Annotated in this window: 21 protein-coding genes; 7 read left to right on the top strand and 14 right to left on the bottom strand. The window is 58.5% G+C overall.

Annotated features, from left to right (window positions below):
- Positions 1-3 precede the first annotated feature (3 nt).
- The 7 genes from ACSBQV_RS03710 to ACSBQV_RS03680 form a co-directional block, all read right to left on the bottom strand.
- Positions 4-2,883: a type I polyketide synthase gene (locus tag ACSBQV_RS03710; RefSeq protein WP_197774895.1), complete on the bottom strand. Its 2,880-nt coding sequence runs from the start codon at positions 2,881-2,883 to the stop codon at positions 4-6.
- Between the two features lie 13 nt (positions 2,884-2,896).
- Complete coding sequence (locus tag ACSBQV_RS03705) at positions 2,897-4,072, bottom strand: NAD(P)/FAD-dependent oxidoreductase (RefSeq protein WP_033643091.1); 1,176 nt, start codon at positions 4,070-4,072, stop codon at positions 2,897-2,899.
- Positions 4,073-4,112: 40 nt separating this feature from the next.
- Complete coding sequence (locus ACSBQV_RS03700; protein ID WP_050440105.1) at positions 4,113-4,670, bottom strand: allene oxide cyclase barrel-like domain-containing protein; 558 nt, start codon at positions 4,668-4,670, stop codon at positions 4,113-4,115.
- 22 nt (positions 4,671-4,692) lie between these two features.
- Complete coding sequence (locus ACSBQV_RS03695) at positions 4,693-5,721, bottom strand: PLP-dependent cysteine synthase family protein (protein ID WP_285160292.1); 1,029 nt, start codon at positions 5,719-5,721, stop codon at positions 4,693-4,695.
- 42 nt (positions 5,722-5,763) lie between these two features.
- Positions 5,764-6,492, bottom strand: coding sequence for a thioesterase II family protein (locus ACSBQV_RS03690; RefSeq protein ID WP_434991415.1), 729 nt, complete (start codon positions 6,490-6,492; stop codon positions 5,764-5,766).
- Positions 6,489-8,093, bottom strand: coding sequence for an AMP-binding protein (locus tag ACSBQV_RS03685; RefSeq protein WP_434991414.1), 1,605 nt, complete (start codon positions 8,091-8,093; stop codon positions 6,489-6,491). The genes ACSBQV_RS03690 and ACSBQV_RS03685 overlap by 4 nt, the downstream gene beginning before the upstream one ends.
- 300 nt (positions 8,094-8,393) lie before the next feature.
- Positions 8,394-8,618, bottom strand: coding sequence for a hypothetical protein (locus ACSBQV_RS03680; RefSeq protein ID WP_033643087.1), 225 nt, complete (start codon positions 8,616-8,618; stop codon positions 8,394-8,396).
- A gap of 136 nt (positions 8,619-8,754) precedes the next feature.
- Here ACSBQV_RS03680 and ACSBQV_RS03675 point away from each other — a divergent pair, with 136 nt between their 5' ends.
- Positions 8,755-10,896 (top strand): TonB-dependent siderophore receptor, encoded by a 2,142-nt coding sequence (locus ACSBQV_RS03675; RefSeq protein ID WP_197785244.1) that lies wholly within the window; start codon positions 8,755-8,757, stop codon positions 10,894-10,896.
- Complete coding sequence (locus ACSBQV_RS03670; protein WP_434991413.1) at positions 10,896-12,035, top strand: ABC transporter substrate-binding protein; 1,140 nt, start codon at positions 10,896-10,898, stop codon at positions 12,033-12,035. The genes ACSBQV_RS03675 and ACSBQV_RS03670 overlap by 1 nt, the downstream gene beginning before the upstream one ends.
- A gap of 4 nt (positions 12,036-12,039) precedes the next feature.
- Here ACSBQV_RS03670 and ACSBQV_RS03665 read toward each other — a convergent pair whose 3' ends face one another.
- Positions 12,040-12,648: a TetR/AcrR family transcriptional regulator gene (locus ACSBQV_RS03665; protein WP_033643085.1), complete on the bottom strand. Its 609-nt coding sequence runs from the start codon at positions 12,646-12,648 to the stop codon at positions 12,040-12,042.
- Positions 12,649-12,769: 121 nt separating this feature from the next.
- Between ACSBQV_RS03665 and ACSBQV_RS03660 the strand changes: the two genes are divergently transcribed.
- Positions 12,770-14,368, top strand: coding sequence for an MFS transporter (locus ACSBQV_RS03660; protein WP_434991412.1), 1,599 nt, complete (start codon positions 12,770-12,772; stop codon positions 14,366-14,368).
- A gap of 2 nt (positions 14,369-14,370) precedes the next feature.
- On the top strand, positions 14,371-15,756 hold the full coding sequence (locus ACSBQV_RS03655; RefSeq protein ID WP_197799613.1) for an MmgE/PrpD family protein: 1,386 nt from the start codon (positions 14,371-14,373) through the stop codon (positions 15,754-15,756).
- Positions 15,757-15,780: 24 nt separating this feature from the next.
- On the opposite strand, the gene ACSBQV_RS03650 is transcribed toward ACSBQV_RS03655, so the two are convergent.
- Entirely contained in the window at positions 15,781-16,095 is a 315-nt protein-coding gene (locus tag ACSBQV_RS03650) for an ArsR/SmtB family transcription factor (protein ID WP_197774899.1), read from the bottom strand.
- 187 nt (positions 16,096-16,282) lie between these two features.
- On the opposite strand from ACSBQV_RS03650, the gene ACSBQV_RS03645 reads away from it, so the two are divergent.
- Positions 16,283-16,705: an MAPEG family protein gene (locus ACSBQV_RS03645; protein ID WP_197774900.1), complete on the top strand. Its 423-nt coding sequence runs from the start codon at positions 16,283-16,285 to the stop codon at positions 16,703-16,705.
- Positions 16,702-17,058, top strand: a complete 357-nt coding sequence (locus ACSBQV_RS03640) for a thioredoxin family protein (protein ID WP_089191757.1) — start codon at positions 16,702-16,704, stop codon at positions 17,056-17,058. Before ACSBQV_RS03645 ends, ACSBQV_RS03640 begins: the two co-directional genes overlap by 4 nt.
- On the opposite strand, the gene ACSBQV_RS03635 is transcribed toward ACSBQV_RS03640, so the two are convergent.
- The 5 genes from ACSBQV_RS03635 to ACSBQV_RS03615 form a co-directional block, all read right to left on the bottom strand.
- Positions 17,039-18,574 (bottom strand): phospholipase D family protein, encoded by a 1,536-nt coding sequence (locus tag ACSBQV_RS03635; RefSeq protein ID WP_033643080.1) that lies wholly within the window; start codon positions 18,572-18,574, stop codon positions 17,039-17,041. The two genes, ACSBQV_RS03640 and ACSBQV_RS03635, sit on opposite strands and share 20 nt — an antisense overlap.
- A gap of 86 nt (positions 18,575-18,660) precedes the next feature.
- Positions 18,661-19,452 carry an AraC family transcriptional regulator gene (locus tag ACSBQV_RS03630; protein WP_033643079.1) on the bottom strand — a complete coding sequence of 264 codons (792 nt, stop codon included), beginning with the start codon at positions 19,450-19,452 and terminating at the stop codon, positions 18,661-18,663.
- Positions 19,453-19,809: 357 nt separating this feature from the next.
- Positions 19,810-20,127 (bottom strand): cupin domain-containing protein, encoded by a 318-nt coding sequence (locus ACSBQV_RS03625; protein WP_033643078.1) that lies wholly within the window; start codon positions 20,125-20,127, stop codon positions 19,810-19,812.
- A 233-nt stretch (positions 20,128-20,360) separates the two neighbouring features.
- Positions 20,361-22,331 (bottom strand): FAD-dependent oxidoreductase, encoded by a 1,971-nt coding sequence (locus ACSBQV_RS03620; protein WP_434991411.1) that lies wholly within the window; start codon positions 22,329-22,331, stop codon positions 20,361-20,363.
- Positions 22,332-22,348: 17 nt separating this feature from the next.
- A complete protein-coding gene (locus ACSBQV_RS03615; protein ID WP_241900208.1) occupies positions 22,349-23,521 on the bottom strand; it encodes an MFS transporter in 1,173 nt (390 codons plus the stop codon).
- 181 nt (positions 23,522-23,702) lie between these two features.
- Between ACSBQV_RS03615 and ACSBQV_RS03610 the strand changes: the two genes are divergently transcribed.
- A complete protein-coding gene (locus ACSBQV_RS03610; protein WP_033643077.1) occupies positions 23,703-24,572 on the top strand; it encodes a LysR substrate-binding domain-containing protein in 870 nt (289 codons plus the stop codon).
- Positions 24,573-24,644 lie beyond the last annotated feature (72 nt).

Below are 24,644 nucleotides of genomic sequence, written 5' to 3'. Positions count from 1 at the left end.
GTTTTAATGAGAATCTTGCTCGAATGCTCCAGCCTGGTCCAACTGTTGTTTAATGCCCCACGGCGTAGGCCGCTTAAGAAAATCGGCCATCCCTATTGCCTTGCCAAACTCTTGCTCCAACATCGCCAGCAGGCGCAGCGCCATCAGCGACTGTCCGCCGGCGTCAAAAAAGTCACAGTGGTTAGAATCGGGGTTCACGCCGGTCACATCCCCCCAAACGCGCCAGATACGCGCCATCTGGGGATCTGACTGGCTTGTTGCCGCCGGCGTTCGCTCGGCTTGCGGCCCCTGCCTGTCCCGTTCGCCCAACCACCAGTGCGCCGGATCGAAGGGATACATCGGCAATGCGATGCGCGAAGGCGGCAGTTGCCACAGGCGGCGCCAGTTAACGTTGACGCTGGCGCGCCAGATTTTTTGCAGCGCCTGGATCCATACGGCGCCTTCATTCTGCGCTTCGTCGCGACGCGGCAAGGTTCGCACCGCTGTCACAGAACCGGCGGATTTCAGCTGTGCAACCAACGCCGTGAGCGTCGAACCCGGCCCAACTTCGATAAACAACGTCTTGCCGCGCTGCGGTAGCTGCTGCAAGGCGCGGTGGTAATTGACCGGTTCACGGGCATGACGCGCCCAATAGCGGCCGTCAAGCGCCGAACATTCGACTTCGGTCGCCAGCAAGGCGGAGACGTAACGTACCCCCGTCGCCGATTCACGCGGCGGCGGCGCAATATCGGCCAGCTCGTCAAGAATGGGATCCATCAGGGTCGAATGAAACGCATGTGAAACATTCAAGGCTTTGCATCGCACGCCTCGGTCTCGCATCTGGCGTTCGCAGGCGCGAATGGCTTCAGCGGTGCCGGACAGCACGCAGCCGTCATCACTGTTTTCTGCCGCCAGCGATAGCTGATGACTCAACCAGGGCTGAACCTGTTGAACGCTCAGCTCTACCGCCAACATCATCCCGGACGGCAACCCGGCCATCAGACGCCCACGATGAGCGGCGAAAACCAGCGCCTCTTGCACCGAGAACACCCCAGCGGCCCAGGCCGCCGCAATTTCGCCGAGGCTGTGCCCAATGACCCAGTCCGGCTCGACGCCGTAATGCATCAACAGTTCGGCCACGGATATTTCGACGGCGATCAGCGCGGGCTGCGTCAACGCGGTATCGTTAATCGACTCGGGCGCGGCCTCTCCGGTAAATAACGCCGAGAGATCCAGTGCGGCTTGCGTTTGCACTATCTGCAGTTTGTCGTTCATCAGTTTTCTGAAGGTCGCGTCCTGCGCCATCAAATCGCTGGCCATACCGATAAACTGGCTTCCCTGGCCAGGGAATTGGAAAACTACCGACAAGCGCCCTTTCCCCGTATCCATCATGTTTTCTTTCACGCTCAACGCGCCCCGATCGTCTATCTGCAAGGTGCCGCGATAGCGCAGCGACTTTCTTCCGCTTTGCGCGCTCCAGGCCAAGCGTTCGTCGTTTTCGCCGTGCGGTCGCTGCAGATAGCGTTTTACCAGCCGATGCCAGGCCTGTTCTGACTGTGCGCTGATAGGTACGACGGTGGAGGACAATGAGGCCGCTGTTCGCGCCGGCGGCATGACAGGCGGTCTCGCCAGTACGACATGCGCATTCGTACCGCCAATACCGAATGCGCTGACGCCGATGGCCTGGCGCGGATCCTCGCGATCCCACCGTTGAGCGGAACAGATAAACTCAAACGGACTCTCCGCCAATGCCATTTCCGGATTCGGTGAGCCAATGTTGATCTGCGGCGTGAGCCAGCCATGCTGAATTTGCAGGGCGGCCTTAATCAATCCCGCCATGCCGGCGCAGGTTTCCAGGTGCCCGACGTTAGCCTTGACTGCGCCGATGGCGCAGAACCCCCGTCGTGTCGTATGCTCTCGGAAAACGCCGTTCAGCGCCTCGAATTCGATGGGATCGCCGGCCAGAGTGCCCGTACCATGGGCTTCGATGGCGCGAAAATCCTCAGGCGTCAACCGGGCATCGTCCATCGCTTGGCGCAGCAGGCGTTGCTGGCCATGCAAACTGGTGGTGGTAAAACTGACTTTGCGCGCGCCGTCATTATTCATCGCCACGCCTTTGATCACCGCGACGACGTCATCGCCGGCCGCCAGCGCATCACTCAGGCGCTTCAACACCACCACACCGACGCCGCTGCCGAATACCGTACCGCTGGCATCTGCGGAAAATGGCCGGCAGTGCCCATCGGTGGAAAACACCATGCCTTGCTGCGCAAAATAGCCGTCGTTTTGCGGGATCCTTAGGGTACAAGCGCCTGCTAACGCCAGGTTGCAACGGCCGCTGCGCAAGGCGTGGACCGCTTCGTATACAGCCACCAGCGAAGTGGCGCAGGCGGCTTGCACGTTGCACACCGGCCCCCCGATGCCCAGATGCCAGGCCACCCTGCTGGTGAGGTAATCTTTATCGCTCATTATTTGCCGCTCGAACGGCGAAGGATTGAGTTTATCGAGTAGCTCGGATCCTTGCGCCTGACGTAAATAGTCAGAGCTGCTACAGCCGGCGAACAGCCCGGTATCCTCAAGTTCCCCCGGTGTCACACCGGCGCTTTCCAGCGCGTGCCAGGCGCATTCCAAAAAGAGCCGCTGCTGGGGATCCATCAGCAGCGCATCGCGCGCGCTAATACCGAAGAATCCTGCATCAAAGCGAGATATGTCGCCGGCCACAGGCGCGGCGACGGGAATATATCCCTTGTCGACAGCATCATCCCGATCGTTATCGACGCGAACCAGGGATTCGACACCGTTGATCAAATTATGCCACCAGCTTTCGATGTCCTCGGCGCCCGGGAAACGGCAGGCCATGCCAACCAAGGCGATATCCCATTCATTGCTGTTCACCTGCTGCATGAAGGTTCTCCGCTCAGAAACGCAATGCGCTGATGTCCCAACGGGGCTCTCGTTCCGCCAGCAGATCGGCGCAAATTTGCCCCATCAGAGGCGTAAATTTGAACGCCCATCCCCCTGCCGAGACCACCAGATGTTCGCCGCCGTGGCAGCGGCCCTTGGCGCTGTCGAGATAGAATTGGCGCGCCGGATCGGTGGGCAACACGGCCAGACAGCTTGCAGCGGAATGCTGTTTATCCGGTTCGAGGAACGGCATATGCCGGCGGGCAAACTCCAACGCGCGCTCCACGTGCTGCGGGTTTGCCCTATAGCCAGGCGCATTGGCTTCGGTGATCGGATCCACTTCGAAGTCAGTCCCCAGCCGATCAAACCCGTTGACGGACCAAGGATTGGGCGGGAAGCCATAAAACAGGTTGCTGTCGCTCTCCACCGGCGGTTGGAAGGCAAACCAGAAGGGATCGTTGGCTCCCAGGCGCTGGCTGCGCAGCATGCTGATGCAGGCCATCTCATAGGTAGAAAGCGCAAGTTCAATATCCAACTGGCGCAGCAGTTTCTTGCTGCCCGGCCCACTGGCAACCAGGACTTTACGGGCGCGATAACGGTTTTGCGTCGTCAGCACCGTTGCGCCCCGAGCATCGGGCTCCACGGCCTTCACGCATTGCTGGAACTGGAACTCCACGCCGGCTTCGCTGGCCAGCGAGTAAAGCGACGCCAGGGTGCCTTTAACGTCGATCACGCCGCCGTCTTGCTGCAAGAAACCTTCATAGTTGCTGTCCAAGCCGGTGAAACCATAGCGCCGTTCGATTTCACGCATCGTCAGACGTTCATAAGGCAACCTCATTTCATCCATTGAAAGCATGGTTTGGCGGATTTGCCCCTCATTGGTCCAGACATCCGCATCGCCGAACCATAGGCTGCCAATGCGGTGGATCAGTTTTCTGTCCGCCTGTTGTTCCAGCTGCCGCCACAATTTGTCGGCCTCCAGGGTAAGGCGGAATATTTCCAGCTCCGAATATTGCAAACGCCAATGGCGCTCCTCCCCGCTGGTGCCGGCCAGTTGCGTAAATAGCGCATGTTGTTCCAGAACCAAAACCTTATGGTCGCGATGCTCTCGCGCATAATTCCATGCGGCGGCCAGCCCGATGGGGCCAGCGCCGATAATAATGACATCCCAGTGTACCGACGTGTGCATACCTATCCCTCGTAATGGATATTGTGTGTGTTTGATAAAATTATTTTTTAATTAAGCTTTTAATCTGATCCAGCGGCAACAGGACAATCAGCGTCAGATATTTTTCTCGAGGAATATCCTGATAGAGCTGACGAACGCCGATCTTCCCCATGACATCCCCGCTAACGCCGGCGGCGAACAACGATTGCCATTGCCCCGCCCAAATCGCACTGGAATTCCAAATGCCGGCGGTTTCGATTCGCCCCAGCGGCGTCTCGGCCGTCTCGTGGTACCAGGAAACCACGCTGTCGTCCGGCAGTGAGGCGATTTTCCACCCCTGGCCCTTCATCGTGCCGATATCATGCCCCTGCTTATCCACCAACCGATCGATATGTGAATTGGCATCGCCAACGTTAGGGACATTATCCGCTTTTGCTTTAAAGGTAATATTTGCCATTTCGATAACGGAAAGCACGGTGGCATTGTTATAGCCGTCTTTCGTCGCCAAAATATGCTCAATATCGTTGGCCTCTTTACCTGAACTTATTAACTGGCGAACATAATCGCCAAGCGCGATCAGCTCAGACAATACATTATTATTGCCCTGTATAATTTCCATGAAATATTCCTTTTAGACGTTGTTAAACGGTCAAGGCTTCAGATTGTTTGAACCACTCGCACCCTTTTTCTCGATCGATATCGGAACCGGCGTCGGCAAAGAGTGTGACAACCCGTTGATCCGCACTCAGCGTTTCTGCCAGCTTACAGGCCGTTTTCCAGTTGGCGGCGGAAGATGCGCCGATTTTAACGCCGGTCAACTGATGGAACTCGTGCATCGCGCTGAGCGCTTCCCGATAGGAAACCGGATTGAAAGGCGGTTCCTGCGGCATCAACTTACTGATGAAAGGCTGACGGAAACCGAAGCCCAACCCGCCGGCTCCGGCAAATTTAGGTTCACCGTTCGGCGCAGACAGCGTACCGTAAGGCAATTCGCGCGGCGTGCTGCCCCATACGATCAGCTGTGGGTTATCCTGCCGCAACGCGGCGGCCACCCCCGATAAGGTCCCGCCGGTCCCTACCGCCGATACCCAACCGTCGATACGTTCACCCTCCAGCTGCCGGCGAATCTCTGCGCCCGTCGCATGCTGATGTACGGCGGTGTTGACCAGGTTAAGATGCTGAGAAAGCAGCGTCCAACTGCCATCTTCATGCGCAATCTGCTGGCTGCGTGCAATGACGCCGAGCAGGAACTGATTGCGATCGACCAGAGTAACGATGGCTTTATCGGCTTTTAACGTGTCGATAAGCGGTTGCGGAGACGAATCCGGGATCACCACTTGCACCGCTATCCCGCACATATTGCCGAGCTTGGCCAGGGCTTTCGCCATATTGCCCCCCGAGGAATCGAGCAACTTCAATTCACCGGCGGCGAAGTCGTGTTGATTGATGGCATCGCAAAACAGACCGAACGCGGTGCGGTCTTTCACCGAGCCAAACGGATTCTCAAACTCAAACTTGGCGTAAATCGACGCCTTTCCCTTTGGCGACGGCACTTCAACCAGCGGGGTATTGCCTAACGTCGCATAGAATTTTTTCAACTGGGGGAACAGAGCGAAGGCTTTCTCCGTATCCGGTGCGCAATCCTGTGGGTTAAACAGCTCAAAATTCATCAGAGGTTCCTTTAAAGCCATACGTTGACAAATAAGCCAGCGTTACCGGAGCAGCTGGCGGAGAAACGCAGCGGTGTCCTGCGCGAAATAAAAGTGATCGCCCGCGAGGAATTGCACCCGGCTGCCGGGGAGTTCTTTTTCCCACAGCGACAGCGCGGCGCGGCTAACCAACGGATCGTTATCGCCGCCCAAAATGCGTGGCTGCATGTCGGGCAAAGGTTCTGCGCTGAGCGCGCCCAACAGCTGTAGATCTTGCTGTATCAAGCGGGCGACAAGCGGGCGAGTGATCTCATCCAGCGACAGTGCGCCGCTGCTTTCACTGAATGTCAGGATGTCGCCCAACACCTCTTGCCGCAGGCTTTCCTGTTGAAGTATTTTCAGTTCAGAGGGGGCGCGCTGGGCCGACAACACGGCGTCGATGTTAAAACGCGACGCTTGTAACGCCGCGGCAACCTGCAGGGCAAACAGCGCGCCCATGCTATGACCGAAAATCACCACCGGCGCGATGCCCAGCGAAGAATGCAGCGCATCAACGCAGCGCGTAATGGCTCGCGGCGCCGTTTCCCAAGCCGGCGCGTCTTGCGCGTCTTCTCGCCCGGGATACTGCACGATGAACAGATCCACCTCGTCCGGCAGCAGATCACGCCAGTGCTGGTAGAACGCAACGCCGCCGCCGGCATGTGGAAATACGACCAATTGTTTGCTGACCGGTGAACTGCATGGGCGGCTGAGCCTCACCACGCAACCGAGAGACGTGCGCAATGGCGTCATGAGTTCAACCCCGCCGTATTTTTGACCGACCGTTCCTGGCGCAGCATGTCGCGCAACGTCACGCGATCTATCTTGCCGATCCCTTTCATCGGAATGGTATCGATGACAATCAGCCGCTCCGGCGCCTTGAACGCCGCCAGCCCTTCTTTCTCAAAGAAGCGGCGCAATGCGCTGAGAGTCAGAGTGGCATCCGTGCTGGTGACAAACAGACAAGGCACCTCACCGTAGAGATCGTCCGGCATACCAACGCAGGCGGCTTGCACCACGGCAGGATGCTGTTCAGCCAACTCCTCTATCTCATTGGGACTGAATTTCTCTCCCCCGCGGTTGATCGAATCGTTTACGCGGCCGTCGATGAAAATGTTGCCCGCGCTATCGACGTGCGCCAGGTCGCCGGTACGGTAGAAGCCGTCCGCCGTAAACGCGCTACGATTAGCCTGGGGATTTTGGTAATACTCGGTGAGCGTATAAGGGCCGCGGGTGATCAGTTCGCCTGATTTGCCCACGGGCAAAGGACGGCCGTTTTCGTCGACGATCAGTACTTCATCATGCGGGCTCAACGGCCGGCCCTGAGAGCTGAATCGCAGAGTGTCATCATCGTTAATCGAGTTAAAACACAGCAGCCCTTCGCTCATGCCATAGCACTGCTGCAGGGTAATGCCGAGGTTGCGGGAGGCGGAGGCCGCTAGCTCAGGCGTCACCCTGGCGCCACCCACCTGAACATGCCACAAAGACGTCAGGTCGCGCGGGGTTTGCCGCTGCAGTTCGCTCCATTGAGACAGCAACGCAGGCACCAGCGTGGTGTGCGTCACGCCGCATTGCTCGATCACGTCCAACGCCGTTTCCGCCGACGGAGCGTCGGCGAGCGCAACGGCGCCGCCGCGGGAAAGCGTACCGAGTATACCGGGGCAATTGATGACAAACCCATGCGAAACCGGCATCGCGGCGAAATAGACCGAATGGCTGTCTAAAGCAAACACGTCACAGCCGCACTCGATCATATAGCTGTAGCCGCCATTTTTACGGGCAATCGCTTTAGGTAAACCGGTGGTGCCGCTCGAGAGCAACATGACGGCGGTATCCGACGGCGTCATGGTGGCGGCGTGAAGTGGCGGCGCGGGCGTCAAAGGCGAACAGAAATGTTGCAGGTTTAGGTAACGAGTGTCGTGCCCGGCGTCATCGTAGTCTTCGACCAATATCACATCGATATTGAGACCTTCGGCCAACAGCGTCTGCAAAGCGGCAAGTGGGTTATAGCGACGGGAACCTCGCTGCAGGGCAAATACTTTTGGCGCCGTCAGATGCAGAATGTGCCTCAGCTCTTTTTCTCGATAAGAGGGTAATATCGGCACCGGGATCGCACCGAGCATCAACGAAGAGAGCATGATGACAACCGCTTCACGGGTGTTGCGCAATTGATAGGCGATCCGATCGCCCTTCACCACGCCCAATTGACACAGCTTCAAAGCGGCTGAAGCCACCGCACCGTTCAGCCAGTCGTAAGTGTAAACCTCCCCGTGTTCAAAAAGCGCCGGGCGCTGTCCATGTTGTTGAAGGGCCAGCAATAAACGTTGGTTGATCGAATCCTCAACACTAACCATAGCGACTCCATAATGAGTTAACTCACTGTTTGACTGTTATCTTTCTCAATCACAATTCGTTAAACAAACAGCTTTCGGCACCTCGGTCAGGCGGCGCCATCACTTCTGTATTGGCTCAGAATGAAAAGCAAAACGGACTCAAAAACACTTCATTTTCTGGTCGACATCAAACACCATGACCGACCGTCAGTCAATTACCTTGGCGTTAATTATTTGTAGATCTTATGTTTCACCCCTATCATGTCGTTTTAATATCCTTTATAAACAACACATTATAAATAATACTTTTTTTATACTTGCTTATGACATTTCAGAAATAAGCTGTTCTAATGAATAGTCTCGCCCTCCCCACAGCGATGGCGCGTTAACACAGCGGGCTTTCAGCAGGGCTTGCAATGCCACCGTCTCCGCCGAGCTGAGTGCTAAATCTTGACGCAACTGCCAGCTGCCATCCGCCTCTTGCAGCACATCTTCAGGTACCCCCACCTCAGCCAACAGCGCCAACAAATCATCCAGAGTCTTCATAATGTTATCCAATCGTTAAATGGTATTGATAATTATTCATATTGACCGTCAGTCGGTCAATGAGTATTTTAACGCTTGCCTGAGATGACCAGACTCCCGCCCTCGCAGCGAGACTCTTACTTAAAGAGGTTTTTTTTTGAATAAATTCAACGGACTTCGCCTGCGTAAGGCTTATCTTTGCCCGTTGTTGCTGGGCATGATGCCCTGCCTGACCCTGGCGGCCGATGAAGAGTCGATCTGGGTGGTCGCAGAGGGTTCATCCTCAGACAATGCCCCACAGGGTTATGCCGCACAGCAAGCGACGGTGGCGACCAAAACCCGGTCACCGTTGGTCGATGTGCCGCAATTTGTCTCGGTGGTCAATCGCCAGCAAATGGACGTGCAGTCGGCCGACACGGTTAGCCAGGCGTTGCGCTACAGCGCCGGCGTTGCCGTGGAACGTTTCGGCGCCTTTTCCAGCGGCGTGGACTTCGCCAAAATGCGCGGTTTTGAGGCCGACTACTACCTGGATGGATTGCGCGTCATCGGCAATAGCGGCATTTGGGGACCGCAAATTGAAACCTGGGGAGTGCAAAGCGTTGAAGTCTTGCATGGCCCTTCATCCTCGTTATACGGCCAGGGGGGCACCGGCGGCGTAATTAATATGATTTCCCGACGCCCTTCCACCGCCGAGTCGAATCAGCTTAAATGGGATGTCGGCAATGACCGCTCGCATTCCCTCAGCCTCGACTCCACCGGCGCGCTGACCGATGACGAACGGTGGGTGTACCGCTTCGATGGCCTGGCGGCCACGCGCGGTTCGCAGATCGAAGACACCAGGCAAAAGCGCCTCTTTCTGGCGCCCGCAATCACCTGGCAACCCAATGATCGCACGCGCTGGACCGTGTTGGCTCACTATCTTCGCGAACCCCAATCAGGCTATTACAACACCCTTCCCGCCCAGGTTTTGGGGCTGTTGCCCAATCCGCACGGCAAGATAGATACCGATAGAAATTACAGCGATCCCGCGCACGAGCACTCGAGCCGTACGCAATACGATATGACCTCGCTGCTTGAATTCGAATTGAACGATCGCTGGCGCCTAAAGCAAAACCTGCGCTATTCCCACGTAGACTCGACGGTGCGGCGCGATTTTACGCGCGCCGTCACGCCGGACGAGGGACTTTTGACGGCGGTTTATCAGGACGCACCGAGTCAGGCGGACAGCATCGTGATGGATAACCAGGCCGAGACGACATTCGTTACCGGCGCCATCGTCCATCAGGGATTGGCCGGGATCGACTTTCAGGCCGGTAAATTGGATAAAGACTGGTGGGGATCGCAAACCGTGACGTTTGATCCCTGGTCCGAACAGTACCGCCCTTCATTCGAACCTATCCCGGTTTCACGCACGTCGACAACGCAACGCTTCCAGCGCACGGGCTTATACGGACAGGACGAAGCCAGCTGGCGCGGATGGCATTTGTTGTTGGGCGGCCGTCATGACTGGTCACGCATGCGTACCAGTGACAATCTGGCCCATACTCAAACGCAAACCAATGACGCAGCCTGGAGCTATCGCGCCGGGTTGAGCTACCCGTTCGACAATGGCCTGGCGCCGTGGGCCAGCGTCTCTACCGCCTTCGATCCGTTGACCGGCACAAACGCTCAAGGCACGCCGTTCAAGCCAACCCATTCCACTCAGTATGAGATGGGGATGAAACTGCAGCCTCCCGGCAGCGCAACGATGACCAGCCTGGCGGTCTACCAACTGACGCAGCGCGATGTGAACACCATCGATCCCCTTAATCCCAGTTATTACACCCAAACGGGTGAAGTGCGTTCTCGCGGCGTGGAGCTGGAATCACGGGCGGCGGTGACCGATAACCTTAATCTGATGCTGTCCTATGCCTGGGTCAACAACGTCGTGACGGAGGCTAACGATAGCACGCAGGGGAAACATCCGGTGGGGGTTCCGGCGCAGACCGGCTCGATGTGGCTGGACTATCGCTTTACTAAAGGGCCGCTGCAGGGGCTGCTGATCGGTGGCGGTACCCGCTACCTGGGGGCCAGTTGGGGAGATGGTGCCAACACCTTCAAAGTGCCCGCCGTTTGGCTCGGCGATATGACCGTCCGCTATACGCCGGGTGCCTGGGATCCTCGTCTGTATAATCTGGAGCTGGGATTGACGGTCAACAACCTGACCAACAAATCTTACATCGCCAGTTGCACCAGTGCGCCTTACTGCAGCATCGGCATCGAACGCCGCATCATCGGTTCGATAAGCTGGTATTTCTGATGCACAGACGACGTTTTCTTCAGGCGGCCGCTTTGCTGGCACTTTCTTCGCCTTCACGCTCTCTGCGCGCCCAGGCTGATACACAGATCGTGACCGATATCGTCGGGCGTACGGTGACTTTACGCTATCCTCTGCGGCGTATTTTCCTGGCGGAAGGCAACCTGTTTTATACCGTTGCGGCGCTCAACCCACGCGCGCCGATGGAAAAACTGGTGGGTTGGCGAGACAATTTCCGCACCGCCGACCTGGACAGCTACCGGCTGTATCTGCGTTATTTTCCCGAACTGGCCAAGCTGCCGGCCTTCGCCGGCGTGCAGCAAATGCAATTCGATCTGGAAAGGTTGATCGCCTTGCGGCCCGAAGCCATGTTGCTCAACGCGAATACGCGTTCTGTGCTGGAAACGAGCGGCCTGATGGCTAAGCTTACGGCGGCGAACATCCCCGTGGTGTTTGTCGATATGAGCATCGGCCTGATGAACAACAGCGCCAGAAGCATCGCCATCATGGGGCAGCTCTTTGATAATCCGCAAAGTGCACATAGCCTGATTCGCTTCCGCCAGCGTCATCTCGATACGATCCGCGACACGCTGATGAAACGGGCTCCGCCGCGCCCACGCATAATGATGGAGCGCGCCGCCGGATTATACGAGGATTGCTGCCTGTCTTGGGGCAATGGCAACTACGGCGAGATGGTGGATAGCGCAGGAGGATTCAATTTGGCTCAGACGCATATTCACGGCGTTTACGGCGCATTGAGTCAGGAAACGGTGATCGCTTCCCGGCCCGATAAAATCGTCGTGACCGGCAGCAACTGGAGTCATTACTCGCCCCACGGTGACTGGATCAACCTTGGGCCAGGCGCAGATTTGACGCTGGCAAAAACGCGGCTGGAAAAATTGATGCGACGCCCGGCTTATCGCACCCTGGCCGCGGCAAAGAACGGACAGGCGTACGCCATTTGGCACCCGTTTTACGATCACCCTTTTAATTTCGTCGCTATCGAACGTCTGGCCACTTGGTTCCATCCGTCGCTGTTCGCCGGCGTTGATGCCGAAGCGACTTTTGCTGAACTCTTCGCCCGCTTTCTTCCCATTCCGTATCAGCCCGGTTACTGGGTGTCGCTCAAGGCGGCGCCGTAAACGATCAGCGACATCCCAGCAAACGCATGAATTCCTGCGCCAGCGCAGGCCCCAGCCCTTGGCGGTCGGCGTCGGGGTTGACCATGACGTCATCCACGGCACCATGCATGCCGTGATACATCAAGATGGCGGTCAGATGCGGATTCTCCAGACGCCAGGCGCCCGCCGCTGCGCCATCGTTTAAAATCGTCAGGATCTGCTCCAGCACGGCATCACGATCCTGATTGCCTCGGGTATGATAATGATGATCGTGATACAACGCATCGTGCAGTTCCATGCCTTCAAAATAGGTCGCCACGCCGGCATCACACCAGGCTCTCAGACGCGCCAACCAGTCATCCGGCGCGCATTCATCGATAGCCAGCTGAATTTTCTCGATAAAGTGATTGGTGAAACGTATACGTAAAGCGGACAACATTTCATTTTTGGACGGGAAATAGTGGTAGAAGGTCCCTTTGGCGACGTTGGCGTCGCGGACGATATCGCTGATGGTGGTCGCTTCAAACCCTTTTTCGATAAACAGCTTCTGCGCCGCATCCATCAATTCATCCAAGCGCACTTCCGCCGGTTTGGTTCGAGGCTGTGTTTCTTTCATCTTCTCTTTTGTCTTCATATCAACATCCACTAGGAGTCCAGCGGCCATCGTAACCAATGTTGTTGCCATTGACCAGCCGGCCTATCTCAGTGAAATCAATATTTACGCTCCATTGACCGACGGTCAGTCATAATATAGGATGAGAATAGTTTTCACTATCACCCCCATCTCAATAAGGAGCCCCACTATGTCCGGTATGCGCAGGATTTCGCTCGTTGCCGCCATCTGTCTGGGTACATTTATGGCGTCGCTTGATATCAGCATTGTCAATGTGGCGCTGCCCACGATGCTGGAATCGCTGCAAACCGACATGTCGGGCCTGCAGTGGGTCGTTGACGCCTATGCCCTTTGCCTTTCCGCGTTAATCCTTTCCTCCGGTCCGCTGGGCGACAGATTTGGCCGCAAGCGTATTTGGCTGTACGGCGTTGCATTGTTTACCGTCGGTTCGATCGTTTGCGCATTCGCCACCTCTCTCGGCATGCTGCTGACGGGCCGGGTGATACAAGGGATCGCCGGCGCAGCCGTTATCCCTGGGGCATTGTCGTTATTGACTCATGCTTTTCCGGAGGAACAGCTGCGCACCCGCGCGATCGGGATCTGGTCTTCGGTCAATGCCCTTTCGCTGGTGATTGGCCCGGTTTTGGGCGGCTTGCTGGTGCATACCACCGGTTGGCCAGGCATATTCTGGATCAACATTCCGGTCGGGATCGTCGCGTTGATATTGGGCGGTTGGGGGCTGCGAGAAAGCTCGCATCCTGAGCACGCGGCGCTTGACCCGCTGGGGCAAGGGTTGAGCATCTTGTGGCTTGGCGCGCTGACCTACGGGCTGATTGCCGCCGGAGAATTCGGTTGGCACAGTGTGCAATCGCGTTTTCCGTTGTACGCCGCCCTGGCGCTGTTTGCGCTGTTTCTCTGGGTGGAAACGCGGGTCAAACGCCCCTTGCTGCAGCTGAGCCTGTTTCGCAACGCCGATTTTAGCGGCTATAACCTCGCCTCTTTTGTACTCGGTTTTTCCGCTTACAGCAGCGTCTTCTTCGTCTCGCTATTCCTGCAACAAGCCCAGGGCTGGAGCCCCGCCGACACCGGTTGGCGCATGGCGCCGGAATTTCTCGCCATGGCGCTGGCCGCTTCCGGTTTTGGCCGCCTGTCCGCCAAACTGAGCGTGAACTCGCTGATGATCGTCGGTTATGGCCTGATGGGCGTTGCCCTGCTGTTGCTGACGCAGCTGCACGCCGATTCGCCTTACGCTCTGGTGGCGCTCTATTTGGCCCTGCTCGGTTTCGGCATGGGGCTGTCCATGCCAGCGACAAGCGCCTTGGTGATGCGCACCGTCGCGCCGCAACGTTCCGGGATGGCGTCGGCAACGATGAACGCGCTGCGACAAACCGGCATGACGCTGGGCATCGCCTTGCTGGGCACGCTGATGAGCATGAAAGCGGTGACCACCTTGACTGCGGCTTTGCAAACGCAAGGCGTGGAACAGGCCGCCGCAATCGCCCGGACGGCGGTCATCGAACAACAGCAAACGGCCGTTGATGCATTGAGCACGAGCCGCATGCAAGCGCTGACGCACAGCGCCTTCGCCGATGGTTTCGGGATCGCCATGCTGTGTGCCGGATTACTCAGCATCGTGATGACCGTGTGGCTGCTGATCATGCTGCATCCGCGTTTCCGTCTGCATCCTCAGGCCGGAAACGCCGTGCTGAACAAGTCACCTGAACGACTGAACGAGGAATGAACATGACAAAATTATCGGTCGACCCGATCGAAGAATTGATCGCTTTCGCTTCGCAGGTAGATGCGTGCATGATTCCCCCCGCCGTCCTGGCATTCCAGTGTAAACGGCTCATGGATAATCTTGGCTGTCTCGCCGCCGGCTACGATCAAAGCGGCGTTGACGCGGCGCTGTCGCTGGCCAGACGCTGGAGCGGCAGCGCCGAAGCCAGCATTATCGGCAGCGAAGAACGGCTCGCCGCGCCGCAGGCGGCGTTTGTCAACGCCGTACGCGCTCGCGCGCTCGATTATTGCGACGTGCTTTCTCCTGGCTGGCACCCCAGCTCCTCGGATATTCCTGTGGCCCTGGCGGCTGCGGAACTGTCGGGCGCTTCCGGCCTCGACACCTTGGCTGCGTTGGCCGTTGGGCAAGACTTCGCTCAACGCATCAACCTCGCCGCGCAGGCGAACGGCTTTTTCTACCGCGGATTCGACTCGAACATCCTCGGCCTGTTTTCCGGCGCAGCGATCGCCGCCCGCCTGTTGCGCCTGGACCTGCACGCCTTTACCGACGCTATCGGCCTGGCGTTCGATTTTGGCATCGGCACCTTCCAACACTATCAGGACAAGACGCTGGCGGTACGTATCAGCCAGGGATTGGTGGCTCGCCATGCGCTGGAAGCGGTTTTAATGGCGCAGGCTGGAATAAGTGGCCCTAAACGCGTCCTGAGCGGCGAGAACGGATTTTTCAATCTCTATGCCCCGGGCGAACCCGACCTGGGATTGCTGACCCACCAATTGGGCTCCGCCTTTCTGGGTGAAGAAGCGACCTGTTTCAAACTCTACCCGCACTGCAGCATTCTGCTGGCGCTGACCGAAGCGCTGTTGAACGACGGCCCGCATCGGCAGTTGTCCGATCCCGCACGGGCGAAGATCACTCTGCATGCCTCGCCGACCATGCGCATGGTCTGCGGCGCGCCATACGAGCCGCAGAAAACGGCCGAAATCGATGCGCAATTCAGCGCGCGTTACATCATCGCCAACGCGCTGCTGCGCGGCCAGGCCAGCGCACGTGAATTCAGCGCGGCTTCAGCGACAGAACCTACGGTCGTTGCTCTGGCGCAGCGTATCGAAGTTCATGAACAACATGCCTTCGATAGGTTTGACCGCTTCGAACTACACATCACGCCGGAGCAGGGTGATACGCTGCGGCTCGAGGCCGAGTTTGGCCGCGGCTGGCCGGAGAATCCGGCCGACATGCAGGATATTCGTGAGAAATTTCTTCACTGCTGTGCGCAATCACCCAGTGAGGGATTACGCCTTAATGCGCGAAAACTGATGGCCTGCATCGAAAATCTGGTCGAAGCGCCTTCGTTACAAGCCTTGTTGGCCGCAACGCGAGAAGTGCGCTAGTCCCGACGCACTTCGCCGGCCCCCTCACTTCGGCGCGTAAATCTCTCTGAGCGTGGCGATCACTTTCGCCACGTTTGGGTCATCGATGCGGTAAAACAGGGTTTGCGCTTCGCGTCGGTACGTTACCAGACCTTCATTGCGCATTTTCGCCAGGTGCTGCGACAGCGCCGATTGGCTAAGCGGCACCAACTGTTGTAACTCCCCCACGGCGATCTCATCGTGTTTCAATAGCAGGCAAAGCATCAGCAAGCGGTGTTCGTTGCCTATCGCTTTCAACAGCCTGGCGGCTTCAATCGCCCCTTCATTCAAAAAGGGATCCTGCTTAGCTTTTGCATTCATGGTCAATCACGGCCCCGTCATCATTCAGCCGCATTATAGCGGCTTTCAGGCGCCGGCACAGCATTACATTAGCATCCGTTAAATTAGTTATTGCTAATTTATATAATCCTAATATAGCCTTGTATTCAAGCCGAGCGGCTCTCCCTGAGGCCGCAGGCTCTTTCCCAACTACAAGTGAGAATGCGTTATGAATATGCCAACCCTGGTACTGCTGGCGTTTGCCGGCTGGACATTATTGATTCTATTCGGCACCGTCGGCGTTTATCGCTGGTCCCGAATTTTAACCGGCCGCGCCACGGTCAGCGAATGGCAAGCGAATAAACCGCAGGGCAGCGATGGCTACCAGCGTGCCATTGCGGCGCATCGCAACTGCATTGAAAATTTGCCGGTTTATACCGCCCTCGTTGTAGCGATAGCCGTATTTCAGGTGGAAAGCACGACGCTGAATGTCTTGTCTCTGGTCCTGCTCGGCGCGCGCATGGCGCAGAGTCTGGTTCACATCGGTTTCGAGCAGACGGAGAAAGTCGCCACCTGGCGCTTCGCTTTCTTTTTCACGCAAATCGTCACGATGATTTGGATGGGGATAGAGATCGTCAGGAACCTGCCATGACGATCACGAACCTGGCAGAGCCCCATGAGGTGACCCGTTTCCTCTATGACGCAGACAAACCCGAGGGGCAGCGGGCCATCCTCTACTTTTCCGCCTCCTGGTGCCGCCCTTGTCAGAATATGCAGGGGATCGTTGAACAGCTGCACCGTCACGCCAACGAGATCGCCTTCGGCCGCATTGACGTCGCGCAGGCGCCGACGGTCGCCCCTGCGTTCGGCATCAAATCCGTGCCCTCCCTCGCCCTGTTTGAGGATGCGCGCCTCATCGCAATCATCGCGGGCGAGGTTCCCTTGCAACGGCTGTCACACCGGGTGGCGACGGCCTTCGCCGGCGTTACAGCATCCACTCGATAGGCAGCCAGCCGGCCACGGTAAGAACGATGCGTTTTACCCAGCCGGCGCCGGGTTCTTGCTGGTGCACCTCGGTGTGGCCGTCTTCGAAGGCTTCTTTCCACACCATTTTGCCTTCGGGCGTCAATACCGGCCGATAGGCGGCGTATTCGAGCGGGCCATCAAACAGTTGGCGGGTGTCGGCCGCCAGCGACGGGCTATCGATCAAGAATCCCATTTCGCAGTTCAGGTGCGCCGAGCGCGGATCGAAATTGAACGAGCCGATAAACACCCGTTTGTCATCGATGGCGAAGGTTTTAGCATGCAGCGCCGCACCGGACAGCCCCAGCGGCTTGAGTTCCTTGCGCCCCGTCGGTTGCCCGGCGCGCAGCTTCAGCTCGAACAGCTCGACGCCCGCCTGCAGCAGCTCACGCCGGTATTTGGCGTAGCCGGCGTGGACCACCAGCACGTCGGTGGTGTTCATTGCGTTGGTCAGCACGCGGATGGATTTTCCCTGCTTGGCGAGCGATTCAAAGAAGGTTGCCCCTTCCCGCCCCGGCACGAAATAGGCGGAGACCAGATCCAATTGCCGGCTGACGCCGCCGATGATCTTGCCCAGCTGCGTCACCATCAAGCGATCGCGCGACGCTTTGCCCAATCCTTTCGCCGGATCGTCGGCCACCAGCTCTACCTGGGTGAATTCCGGCTGCACGGCGCCATCGCGAAAGCGCACCGCACTGGTTTCCAGCTGCACCGCCAATTTACGGGCGCGCTCGCTGGTTTCGGTTGCGGCAGCCTGCGTCAGGAATGCCGAGAGGTTGCCCTGGCCCCGGATAATTTGCTCAACGCCGAATACCGAGGCGCTGTTCCAGTAGCGATCGAAGACATCGGCGGTCTCCGCCACCACGCTGCCGACGCTCAACACGTCGAGATCGAGGAAATAGTTCTCGTCGCCGACCTGGAAATACTCATCGCCAATGTTGCGGCCGCCGATGATCGCCACGGCGCCGTCGACGATGTAGGACTTGTTATGCATGCGCCGGTTCATGCGCATAAAGTCGAAGGCGTAACCGGCCAGCTTCGGCGTACGTACGGTAGACGGGTTGAACAGACGGATCTCGACGTTTTTCTGCGCGTTCAACGCCGCCAGCGTCTCATCCATGGCGACGCCGTTATCGTCCAGCAGCAGCCGCACACGCACGCCGCGTTGGGCCGCGTCATACAGGGTTTTCAGCAGGATCTGCCCGGAGGTGTCGTTATGCCAGATATAGTACTGGGCATCGATCGACCTTTCCGCCATCCGCGCCAACGCCAGGCGGCTGGCGAACGCATCGTGGCCGCTGACCAGCGGCACCACGCCGCTCAGGCCGGGGTGTGCCGCCATCTGTTCGGCGGCCCGCGCCGGCAATAGCGCGGCAGGATCCGCCGGCAAGGCCGCCTGCGGCAGACGCTGCGAAATATCCGGCAAACGAAAGATGACTCTTGCCGCAATAATGGCGATCGTCACGGCGATAATCAGATACACGACAATTTTTATCACGGGAAGCGGCCTCGGAGGTTGACTGCTTTGCTTTATACGTCATTAGGTTGCTTCAATCTATAGGAGAAGCGCGCTCTGCAATACGGCTATAGCGTAAAGCGCGAAGGCGAAACGCCAAACAGTTTTTTAAACGCCACCGAATAGGCGCTGTGGCTCTCATAACCGCTTTCGAAAGCGGCGTGTATGATGGAGTGGCCGGCCAACAGCAGCGGAATGGACGACAGCAGCCGCAGACGCTGTTTCCACTGGCCAAAGGTGATGCCGGTTTGTTGAGTAAAGTGACGCTGGAAGGTTTTCGCGCTGATCGACAGTGAATCCGCCCAGATCTCAATGCCGCGATCGTCGGCCGGCGTGATGACCAACTGCCGGCAAATGGCGGCCATTCTCGCTTCCATCGGCCAGGGGAGATGCAGCGCCAGCTGTGGCTGCAGGCTCAGTTCCTCGAGGAACAGCGCTCTGAGCAGCGCGTGGCGTTTGGTTTCCTCGCCCTCGGGCGCCAGCGTCGCCAATTGGGCGATCAGCTCCCGCAGCAGCGGTGACACCTGCAAAACGCCGTCGCGCAACGGCAACCGCGCGGCGGTGAATTCATCGACAAAAATCCCGTAAACGCAGATATTGCTCTGCATGACCAGTTGATGCTCCACCCCCGGCCGCAGCCAGACTGCGGTGGTTGGCGGCACGATCCAACGCCCGCTGCCCGCCTCGACCGCCATCACTCCCTGTTGCGAATAGAGCAAATGGCAACGTTTATGCGAGTGGAAAGGAACGACAAAGCCTGCCGGATAGTGTTTCACCAGCCCTGTCACCTCGAACGAGGAATTCTCGTGGCTGCTCAGGTTGATGCGTTTCGTTTCGGCGTTGTCGACTTCGAATCCCATGGTCGTTTGTCCCTTTTGATAACGCGAATGTCTTTTATTTGATAGAGAGGCCGCATGATCCTCCATATAGTGACGTTCTCGCAAGCCACACCAGGGGCCTTATGCGAATAAACTCACTATGACACCCACATTTCATCGTTCTGCGTGGTAACGGGGCGATGACATTGTGCATGCGCTGCACAATGGCGGCAACGTTGCGGGGGCGACGGAGGCCGAAAGTGATGGAAAGGGAAAGCGCGGCGGATTTAATCAGGAGGTTTATGCCTAGTCAGCAGGTAGCTTAGCCTGGGGGGCGGCTCAATGCTGAAGGGATAGGGAGAGCGCCTAGGCTCTCCGCTATCCCTTCTTGTCAATACGTCAACGGGCCAGTTCGGCGCCGTCCAGCTCGGAAATCGCCAGACAAATCACTTCCGTTATGGCCTCTACCGTATAGGCGGTATTGGCAGGAATGATTAACATCTCATGAGGTTGCAGCGTCTGATCGTCAACCTTCAGTTCACCGCTCAGCACCATCAGTTTCACCCATCCCGGATGAAAACGCGCCGGTTGTCGGCTGCCCGCATCCAGCTTCAGCAACGCCGTATGGCCCGGCGTCTCCCGTTTCAAAATATGAAAGCGCACCCCATCGTAAGGCATGTTTTCGTAATGCAGTGACGCCAGTGTTCTCTTATGCATGGTAAGTGTCCTCGTGACCTGTGAGTAGCTGCTCCGCCTTCGGTCGCCGTAAAAACGTTTGGCGGCTGTCCCTACCGAAAGCACCGTCTCGCAGCCTCTTGGCGAACGGATTAACTGTCGTGCTTGCAGCGGCCTGTACGGCCACCGCTTCATGCCTAACCTGCCTCAGGCATGCTAATAAATATATAAGAGCCTCGCCAACGGCGCAAAAAACCACTGTAACGTTGAGCGCATTACGGTGTTAATCCGTAGTCGGAAAGATTATCCAGCAGCCCGATCAGAGAGAAGAACAGCGCCGTTTGCCGAGGATCGCGCCAGCCATCGGCAAAGTCCGCCATCAGCCACAGGACTTCGTCGAGAAACAGATGCTCTACCGCCTGATGCCAGCTTTGCACTTCGCCGGCCGTCAACGCGACAGACTCACCGTACCCCGTCAAAAACAGCCGCCATTCCTGTACGGTGAACACGCGGTCGGGCGCCGAGTCCAGTGCGTTGTGGAACAGCAGCAGGACCAGCGCCAGATCGAACACGCGCGGCAAAAACAGCGCGTTATCGGGGTCGATCAGCACTGGCCTATCCTGCGCGACATAAATCAGATTATCGGCTTTAAAGTCATAGGGCGTTTCCACGCAAGGGAGACCCCGTGCGCTAAGCGCCGTCTGCCGCCCGGCAATCTGCAGCATACGCGTTTTTAGCGCCTCGATGTCGAGCGTCAGCCCCTGGCTTGCCGCATGACTGGCGATCTCGTCCAGATCCGCCGAGATATCGTCTTCAGTCAGTGCATACTCGTCATAAACCGCCAGCCCGGCGTTATTGTCTGCCGAAGATAACCCGTGGATCCTTCCCAACAGCCTGCCCGCCGCGATAATCTGCTCATCGCGGCCCGCATATTTTTCTCCCGCCACAAAGGGATAAACCACCCACATACTGCCCGCTATCTCTTGCGGACAGGCCGTCGGCGCCACGACGTCAACGCCCTGACGACGCAACGCGGTGAGATACGCCGCCAGCGCCTGGGCTTCGCCCGACGTCGGACGGGTGCGCTTCAGGACGTGCTCCCCTATCTTATAAACCGGCGCATAGGGATAAAGACTGAGCGGCGGCTGCGCGGTATCCAGCGCGAACCGACCGGCAATCGCGATGATATCCCCCCCTTCACCCCCATCATCAATAAATCGCGCCGGGCGGTAACCGTGAGGAATGGCGGGATTAACGCCGTGCAACAGCTCGTCGCTGACCAGTCGACCCAACGTCGGAGCGCACATCACGGCCGGATGCATCACCGCCACATAGAGACAGGTGGCGCCCAGCGGTCCGAGGATGGGATAACCGTCGCGCGGCCTGGGGCGCAGCCCCACCGAACACGCCTGCAGTTGCAATGGCGCCGAGCCGTGCAGGCGGTTTTGAATCGCCGATCGCGCGTCCTCTTCCACGCGTTTGACATCGCCGCCCGCAGGATAATCCTCCGCCGCGAGCAGATCGCCATTTTGCGCATGACGCGCTTCGATGTCGTCGCCCGCAATCAGCGTGTTCACCGCCTGCGCCGCCTCGTGATAGCGCAACAAAATTGCCGGCGACGCCTCGATCGGCAACGAAAATTCGCTGCCGTCCAGCAGCGCCGAGATCCCCGTACCGCAGGCGAGCACTACCCGTTCGGCGGCGATCGCGCCCTCCCCGGTAACGATGCCGGTTATCTGACCACCGGCCTCGCGCAGAAATCCGCTGACCGCACGTCCCAGAAGCAACTCGCCGCCCAACGCGCCTACCCGTTCGAGCAGCCGCTGTGTCACTTCTTGCGGATCGACCGCGCCATCGCGCGCCGCAAAATAGGCCTGGCTATCGGGCCGCCCGAGCGCCGGCTCCAGCGCCATCACCTCGGCGGAGGACAGACGCCGATTGTCGGGGTTTTGCGTCGCCGGCGCCTGACCATAGCTGAGCGCGCCGGACCAATTCACCCACAATTCCGGGATCTCCTGCGTCAGCCGCACCCAGTCAGCCACGATCTCGCGCCGCAGAAACGCGTCGGGAGCGCCCTCTGGCACGCCTTCGCTGATCCAGCCGAACGAGCTGCCTGTGGCACCCGCCGCGGAATGCGCCTGCTCAACGACGATAACGCGCTGCCCCTGACGCGCGAGATGATAGGCGATCGATGCCCCGACAATCCCGGCGCCCACGATAACAATGCGTGATGATGTTCCATTCATTTAATGATGTCCGTACCTCATTTCAAATGTTGTCGCCAAAGCAAGCAGGCCGCCAGACAGGCTACCCCGCCACCGCAGGCCAATACGGCATAAGACGCGCCCCAACTGTGGGTGGTATCCATCACCACGCCAAAGGAGAAAGGGGCGAACGAACCGATGCCGAACCCCAGCAACGATCGCCAGCCCATCACGCTGCCGAGCTGTTGCGGCGGTACGTTGTCCGCCATCGCGGCCGACAGCACGCCGGAGTCGCCGAGAATAAAGAAACTGCCGATGCTGACGAGCAGCAGCGTCCAGCCCGGCCCCCAGTTCGCCGACCCTCCCATCAGCAGCGAACCCAATGCGCCGGCGGCGCCCATAAACATCAGCACCGACGCGCGATTGAAATAGTCGGAAACGGTGCCGACAATCAGCGTGGCGATCATGCCGGCCAGGTGGATCACCGCCGCGACGATCAATCCGGCGCTGAGCGGATCCAGAGAGAAACCGCTCAACGCCTCGCTGACCAGGCTGGGCGCCCAGGCCCAGTTGCCGAGCAGTTCCCAGCTGTGGGCGATATACCCGATCAGCAACAGCAGGGTCGCATAGGTGATAGCATAGCTCTCGCGTTTCGTCTTCCTACCCAGCGTGCGCGGTTGCGGTTCCCGATAACCGACCAGGGCCAACGATCCCGCCAACGCTCCCAGTAACGCACCGGCGGCGCACAGAGAAAACGCCACGCCGGCGCCCCAGCGCATGGCGCTCCAACCGGCGATGAAAACCGACAGAAAATACCCCAACGAACTGGCCGCCAGCACCATGCCGATGGCATAACCGCGCCGCGCCGGACCGTTCATCCCCATCGCCAACAGCAGCGCCGGCGTATAAGCCCCGCCCTGCGTCAAACCGACGAGGGCCATCAACACCAACGCGCTGAGATAAGAATGGGCAAATACGGCGAACAGCATCAGCGCACCGGCGCCCAGCCAGGAGAACAGCAGATAAACCCGGCGGGCGCCCAACGAATCACACCACCAGGAGGCCACCAGCAACGCCAGGGCGTTGGTCAGGCTGAACACCGTCTGCACCGTGCCTGCGGAAGCGGCGTCGAGCTGCCACTCGCTCCTGATGGTCGGCAGCGCGCCGGCGAACATCATGGTGCCCAGACACAGACCCGCCCGGCTCACGCAAAGCAGATAAAAAGCCCGCATTTCAGCGCCGCCTCCCTGCCAACCGCAGGGGGAGAATAACGCCATTAACACGCATGACCGATAGCCAAAAGATCCGCATCATAAACTCAGCAATCAGAAGGAGATGCCTCATCATAGTGAGCAAAATCAAAGGCTGACAAACGATCTTTCTTCCCCCATTTGGTTGAGCTAGACTCAACCTATGAAAAAAATCCACTCCCTGCCGCACCTGTCCGCTTTCGAAGCCGCCGCCCGTCTCGGCAGCTTCAGCGCCGCTGCGGATGAGCTGTTTCTCACCACCGGCGCGGTCAGCCGCCATATTCGCAGTCTCGAAGCACAGCTGGGGATCACGCTGTTTTATCGCGGACACAAATCCGTGCGGCTGACGCAGGCCGGTGAGAACTTTTCCCGCACCGCGTCCCGGGTCATCGGCGAACTGTTTGCTGCGGAGAGCGCGCTGAAAGCGAGCGCCGGCCAGCAGCGGCTGGTGGTGCACAGCCTGCCGACGTTCACCATGCACTGGCTGATGCCGAAGCTGGCGGCATTCAATGAGCGTCATCCGGGGGTCGCGATTGATATCACCACCGGCATCGGCGCCGTCGATCGCAATACGCCGTTTGACGTGGCGATCCGGCGCGATCCCGCGCACTTCTCCGGGCTGAAAGCGATCCCTTTCCTGCAGGAAGACAGCCTGCTGGTCTGCAGCCAGAGCTATTTGCACGCCAGACCGGTCATTGCGCCGGACACGCTTGGCGAGCATACCGCCATCCGCATCCGTGCACGGGAAGATTTGTGGCGCAGCTGGCTGAATGCTTATCCGACGGCGCTGGACGCTTCGCCGCCGCCGCTCACGCTCGATCATACCTTCGCCGCCATTCAGGCGGCCGAAGACGGCCTGGGGCTGGCCGTTGTGCCTTATTTGTTCTGCGCCAAACACCTGTCGTCAGGCCGACTGGTGTCGCCTTTCCCGACGCTGACCATCCGAACCGGCGTCTATTCTCTGCTGCTGCGCGACCGGGACGATGACGTCGTGAGAACATTCGCCGCCTGGCTGCGCACTTACCAGGCCTGACCGGGTGACGACATTGACGGACAGTCATGGCCTGCGCCTGGGTGAGAATCGCCGGCGATTTCCGGTTGGCGC

Origin of the sequence: Serratia sp. B501, from assembly GCF_051172315.1 — a bacterium.
In the GTDB taxonomy this organism is placed as follows: Bacteria; Pseudomonadota; Gammaproteobacteria; order Enterobacterales; family Enterobacteriaceae; genus Serratia; species Serratia ureilytica.
Note: the sequence above shows the minus strand (reverse complement) of the source record. Positions and strands in the feature narration are given on the sequence as shown.